This is a genomic window from Bradyrhizobium sp. (genome assembly GCF_019244115.1).
GTDB lineage: Bacteria > Pseudomonadota > Alphaproteobacteria > Rhizobiales > Xanthobacteraceae > Bradyrhizobium.
In genome coordinates, this window is the sequence record NZ_JAFATE010000124.1 from 1 (window position 1) to 5,978 (window position 5,978).

Genomic DNA, 5,978 nt, shown 5'->3' on the forward strand with positions numbered 1-5,978 from the left:
AGGACGCTGCGGAATGACAAAGATCCAGTTCGAACTCGACGGCAAGATGGTCGAAGCCAGGCCCGGCGAGACCATCTGGCAGGTCGCCAAGCGGCAAGGGACGGAGATCCCGCATCTGTGCTATTCGCCGGCTCCGGACTATCGCCCTGACGGCAATTGCCGTGCCTGCATGGTCGAGATCGAGGGCGAGCGCGTGCTCGCCGCCTCCTGCAAGCGCACGCCCAGCGTCGGCATGAAGGTGAAGAGCGCCAGCGCGCGGGCGACCACAGCGCAAAAGATGGTGATGGAGCTGCTGGTGGCCGACCAGCCGGCGCGGGACACCTCGCACGATCCGGATTCGAAGTTCTGGCACTGGGCCGAGAAGACGGGCGTCACCGAGAGCCGTTTTCCGGCGGCCGAGCGCTGGACGGCGGACGTCAGCCATCCCGCGATGCGCGTCAATCTCGACGCCTGCATTCAGTGCGGCCTGTGCGTGCGCGCCTGCCGCGAGGTTCAGGTCAATGACGTCATCGGCATGGCTTATCGTAATCACGATTCAAAGATCGTGTTCGACTTCGACGACCCGATGGGGGAATCGACCTGCGTCGCCTGCGGCGAATGCGTGCAGGCCTGTCCGACCGGCGCGCTGATGCCGGCTGTCATGCTCGACGACAAGCAGACCCGCGTCACCTATGCCGACCGCAAGGTGGACTCGCTCTGCCCCTATTGCGGCGTCGGCTGCCAGGTCACCTATCAGGTCAAGGACGAGAAGGTGATCTATGCCGAAGGCCGCGACGGCCCGGCCAATCACAACCGGCTCTGCGTCAAGGGCCGCTTCGGCTTCGACTACATCCATCACCCGAACCGCCTGACAAAGCCGCTGGTGCGGCTGCCGAACGTTCCCAAGGACGCCAACGACCAGGTCGATCCGGCCAATCCCTACACCCATTTCCGCGAAGCCTCCTGGGAGGAGGCACTCGATATCGCGGCCAAGGGGCTCTTGAAGATCCGCGAGGAGAAGGGCGTCAAGGCGCTGGCGGGCTTCGGCTCGGCCAAGGGCTCCAACGAGGAGGCCTATCTGTTCCAAAAACTGGTGCGCACCGGTTTCGGCTCCAACAATGTCGACCACTGCACCCGGCTTTGCCATGCTTCCTCGGTGGCCGCGCTGTTCGAGGGCCTCGCCTCGGGCGCGGTGTCGGCGCCGTTCGCGGCGGCTGCCGATGCCGAGGTCATCATCGTGATCGGCGCCAATCCGACCGTGAACCATCCGGTCGCGGCGACCTTCATCAAGAACGCGGCTCAGCGCGGCGCCAAGCTGATCGTGATGGATCCGCGGCGGCAGGCGCTGTCGCGCCATGCCACAAAACATCTCGCGTTCAAGCCGGGCAGCGACGTCGCGATGCTGAACGCGATGATCAACACGATCATCACCGAGGGGCTGACCGACGAGCAGTACATCGCGGGCTACACCGAGGGGTACGAGGACCTGAAGGCCAAGATCAAGGAGTTTTCGCCGGAGAGGATGGCGCCGATCTGCGGCATTCCGGCCGAAACGCTGCGCGAAGTCGCCCGCATGTATGCGCGCGCCAAATCCTCGATCATCTTCTGGGGCATGGGCATCAGCCAGCATGTGCATGGCACCGACAATGCGCGCTGCCTGATTGCGCTCGCGCTGATCACCGGCCAGGTCGGCCGTCCCGGCACCGGCTTGCATCCGCTGCGCGGCCAGAACAACGTGCAGGGCGCCTCCGACGCCGGCCTGATCCCGATGTTCCTGCCAGACTACCAGCCGGTCGGGCGCGACGACCTGCGCGGTGAATTTGAAAAGGTCTGGCAGCAGGATCTCGATCCGGTGCGCGGCCTCACTGTGGTCGAGATCATGAATGCGATCCATGCCGGAGAAATCTTTGGCATGTATATCGAGGGCGAAAATCCTGCCATGTCGGACCCCGATTTGCAGCATGCGCGCGAGGCGCTGGCCAAGCTGGACCATCTCGTGGTGCAGGACCTGTTCGTCACCGAGACCGCGTTCCATGCCGACGTCATCCTGCCGGCATCCGCCTTTGCCGAAAAGTCCGGCACCTTCACCAACACCGACCGCCGCGTGCAGCTGGCGCGCGAGGTGATCAAACCGCCCGGCGATGCGCGGCAGGATCTCTGGATCATCCAGGAGATCGGCAGACGCATGGGGCTGCCGTGGAATTATGTGGGGCCCGCCGACGTGTTCACCGAGATGGCCGAACTGATGCCGTCGCTGAAGAACATCACCTGGGATCGGCTGGTGCGCGAAGGCGCGGTGACCTATCCAGTCGATGATCCCGACAAGCCGGGCAATGAGATCATCTTCACCACGGGCTTTCCGACCGAGAGCGGGCGCGGCAAGATCGTGCCGGCGCGCGTCATTCCCCCGGACGAACTGCCGGACGACGAATATCCGATGGTGCTCTCCACCGGCCGCGTGCTCGAGCATTGGCACACCGGCTCGATGACCCGCCGCTCCAGCGTGCTCGACCAGATCGAGCCGGAAGCGGTCGCCTTCATGTCGCCCAACGACATGCGGCGCATGAAGCTTGCACCCGGCGATTTCATCCGCCTGCAGACCCGCCGTGGCGCGGTCGAGGTCAAGGTTCGCAGCGACCGCGACGTGCCGGAGAACATGGTGTTCATGCCGTTCTGCTATGCAGAGGCCGCCGCGAACCTCCTGACCAACCCGGCGCTCGATCCGTTCGGCAAGATTCCGGAGTTCAAGTTCTGCGCAGTCCGGGCCGAGCCCGCCGAGATGCGCACCGCGGCGGAATAACACCGAGTCTTATACGATCCCTATGAGACGGGTCGGACGCCCGTCTCGAATTCCTATTCCACTCTGGGGCATTGTCCGGCGCGTTGGCGCATCCGGGGGCTGTACGGGATTGGCCAATGATGACCGTCCAATTGCACGGCGACGATCTTCATGGCGACCGCCGCTCGGCGATGACCTGCGTCGGCGATCTCGGTGCCGCGATCACGGCGATCTATCGCAACATCGCGGCATCGACGATGCGTCACCTCGAGCGCGCGCGGCCATCGCATCGCGGCGATGGCGGCGAGCCGTCGCTCGAGCACGATCTGACGCGCTATCCGCAGGCGCCGCTGATCCTCGGCGACAAATGGGACTTCTGACCTTGCTCTACTTCGCGCGCTCGACGATCGTATCGAACGCCATCAAGCCGTCGGCATCGAAAAACGCGATCCTGTTGTCCTTCGCCGTCGCCGTAAAACAGGCGTCCTGTGGACGGGCGCCGACCACGCTCCGGCAATAGCGGTCACCGTCGATCCGCCAGCGTCCCGTGAGCACCACATTCTCACCCTGGTTCAGCACTGTCAGCTTGCCGTCGGGATCGAGGTGCCAATGGAAGGGGCCTCCCTTGATCTCCCCGCCGACCTCGAGGCTCGCGCCTGACAGGGCCGTGCGCAACGCCTCGCCGGAAAGGCGGTTTCCATCCGCATGGGCCAGGCTGACATCGGGCCCGGCATCCGCATCACCGGCTGCGGTGAGGATGAGCCACAACAGGCGCCCGAGCTGGCGGCCGTTTGGCTCAGCCTTGCGCTCTCCGGGGCCGTCGCCGATGCTCGCGTCGCTGTTGATGCGATGTACGACGACGAGATCGAGCGGTGGAATGACGAAGGCATATTGCCCCTCGGCGCCCTGGGCGGAATAGGTCCCTTCGGGCACCTTGACGACCGGCGCCCCGGTGTTGCTTATGTAGCCGATCCACCACAGATAGCCGTAGCCAAGTCCCGGACCGACCCCCGGAAATGCCTCGGAATAGGCCCGGGTCGAGTCGCGAACCCAGGCGGCAGGCACGATCTGGCGATCGTTCCAGCGTCCATCGTGAAGGTACAGCAGCGCGAACCGCGCAAGGTCGCGCGCGCTCATGCGGATCGGATAGGCCGGATGCTCCGAAGCCGGCCCTCTGAAATATTCTCCGTCGCTCGCGTGATAGTCCTGCATCCCGATCGGCGTGGCGATCTTCTGCGCGAAGGCGTTGAAAATCCATTCGCCGGTCGCGCGCTCGTAGATACTGCCGAGCGCGTTGAAGTCCCAGTTGTTGTAGTACCAGAACGTGCCGGGCGGGTGGCTGCCGCGCGGCGGACGCAGGCGCGCCATGCCCGGCGTCTCGTAAAGCGCCGGATGATAGATGCCGGAGCGCGCCTTCAACAGGTCGCCGACGGTCGCGGTCTTCTCCGTGGCGGTGAGGCCGGGCGCGTTGTCGTCGATGCCGAGACTCTCCATCGTGGCACTGAGGTCGATCTTGTGCTCGCCAGCCGCGATCCCGATCAGGGCGCTGAGAAGGCTCTTGCGGATCGAGTGCAGGTTGGACTTGGTGACCGTGTCGCCCCATTCCCAGACCACGCGCCCATGCTGCACGATCATGACTGCCGCGGTCGGCTCGATCGTCGCCCACCAGGCCTGCGCATCGGCCAGCGTTCTGGCCGACCACCCGGCCTGCTCCGGCGATGTGCGCTCCCATTCGGTGCCGGGGACATGGTCTGATATCGCGGTGTCGGCGGCGCGCGACTGGCCGACGCCGCAGAGCAGAACGACAATCAGCAGGAGTCCGTAGGCGTGTCGCAGGTGCCGGCGATGCATGCTGCCCCTCGATTGATCGCTCTATCTTGACGTGCAGTTGGCGAACAGGCGCGACCTTTGTCAAGTCACGACGCGAATGCCGCGCCGCGGAGCTTCCGCATCAGGCTGTTGACATCAGATATGCAACCAGGCGCTGCATCGGGTTGCGTCAGTTCGGCAACACTGGGAAAACAAATACCACCTCCGCCCCCTTTCCGCCGCTCGTTCGAATTTGTCGCCACATTTCACCGACACGAGTTGGGCGCGATTTGGTCGCGTAGCTTGTGGAGTTTGAAATGGTTCGTTTTGCATTGATCGGAGCAGGGCTGCTTTCGATCGTTGGGGTCGTTGATGCGGCGGCGGCTGATCTGCCGGCGCGAATGTATGCGAAGGCGCCGCCGCTGCTCGCGGCGTTCAGCTGGACCGGCTGCTATATCGGCGGCCATGTCGGAGGGGCGTTCGCCGACGACCGGATCAACAGCGCGTTCGGAACGTCGAGCACCTTCGGTTCGTCCGGGGTCGTCGGTGGCGGACAGATCGGCTGCGATTACCAGTTCGCTTCCGCCTGGGTCGTGGGGGTCGAGGGCCGCGCAGCCGGCAGCAGTCTGAAGAGCAGCAACCCCGGCACGGCCACCAATCTTGTGACCGGCGCCACGGTTCCGTCGCAATTCACCGTGCGCAACGATTTCCTGGCCTCGGCCACCGCGCGGCTAGGCTACAGCGCCGACAATTGGCTGTTCTATGCGCGGGGCGGTGCCGCCTGGACCAATGAGAAGATCGACGAAGCCTTCGCGCCGCCACTCATCGGTCCCGTCGATCCCAGCGCGACCACGACCCGGACGGGCTGGACGGTCGGCGCCGGCGCGGAGTGGATGTTTGCGCCGCACTGGTCGACGACCCTCGAATACAACTACTACGATTTTGGCACGCACGGTTTTACGCTGACCGATCCGCGCGGCGTGACCGTGAGCGGCCTCACGCTGAAGGACACAATCCACGCGGTCACGGTCGGCGTGAACTACCGCTTCTGAGAGCAGCGCTTCGCCTCCATCACTCGTCATGCCCGGCCTTGTGCCGGGCATCTACTTCTTTATTCCTTGGTGCGTCATGCGACGGCTCTCGTTTTTTCGGGGATCGCTCAGGCGAAATCGTCGCAGCACACTGTATCGTAAAGCACCTTCAGCTTGCGCGTAAGTGTGGGAACGCTCGGCTGGCTCGGTGGCTCGCCGACGACTTGGGCGTCGACGAATGCGCAAAGCAGCGCAAGGATCAGATCGGCGTGCGACGCCTCGACTGCCTGGTCGAGCCAGTCGGGCAGTTCGCGCTGGCGCGACAACGCGCAGTGCCATTCGCCGCCATCATAGGCGAGGCGCCGGATCTGACAGAACGG

At 64.6% G+C, this 5,978-nt stretch carries 4 protein-coding genes and 1 pseudogene; 3 read left to right on the forward strand and 2 right to left on the reverse strand.

Going from position 1 to position 5,978, the window contains the following annotated elements; genetic code table 11:
• The first annotated feature begins 13 nt into the window (after positions 1–13).
• Entirely contained in the window at positions 14–2,779 is a 2,766-nt protein-coding gene (gene fdhF / locus JOZ76_RS05825) for a formate dehydrogenase subunit alpha (protein WP_291697676.1), read from the forward strand.
• 116 nt (positions 2,780–2,895) lie between these two features.
• Positions 2,896–3,138 carry a hypothetical protein gene (locus tag JOZ76_RS05830; RefSeq protein WP_291697677.1) on the forward strand — a complete coding sequence of 81 codons (243 nt, stop codon included), beginning with the start codon at positions 2,896–2,898 and terminating at the stop codon, positions 3,136–3,138.
• 7 nt (positions 3,139–3,145) lie between these two features.
• On the opposite strand, the gene JOZ76_RS05835 is transcribed toward JOZ76_RS05830, so the two are convergent.
• Positions 3,146–4,609, reverse strand: coding sequence for a serine hydrolase domain-containing protein (locus JOZ76_RS05835; protein ID WP_291697678.1), 1,464 nt, complete (start codon positions 4,607–4,609; stop codon positions 3,146–3,148).
• Between the two features lie 275 nt (positions 4,610–4,884).
• Between JOZ76_RS05835 and JOZ76_RS05840 the strand changes: the two genes are divergently transcribed.
• The gene (locus JOZ76_RS05840; protein WP_291697679.1) at positions 4,885–5,619 is read left to right on the forward strand and encodes an outer membrane protein; all 735 of its coding nucleotides are present in this window, start codon (positions 4,885–4,887) and stop codon (positions 5,617–5,619) included.
• A gap of 107 nt (positions 5,620–5,726) precedes the next feature.
• Here JOZ76_RS05840 and JOZ76_RS05845 read toward each other — a convergent pair.
• Positions 5,727–5,978 (reverse strand): annotated as a pseudogene (locus tag JOZ76_RS05845) (hypothetical protein); the annotation flags it as partial.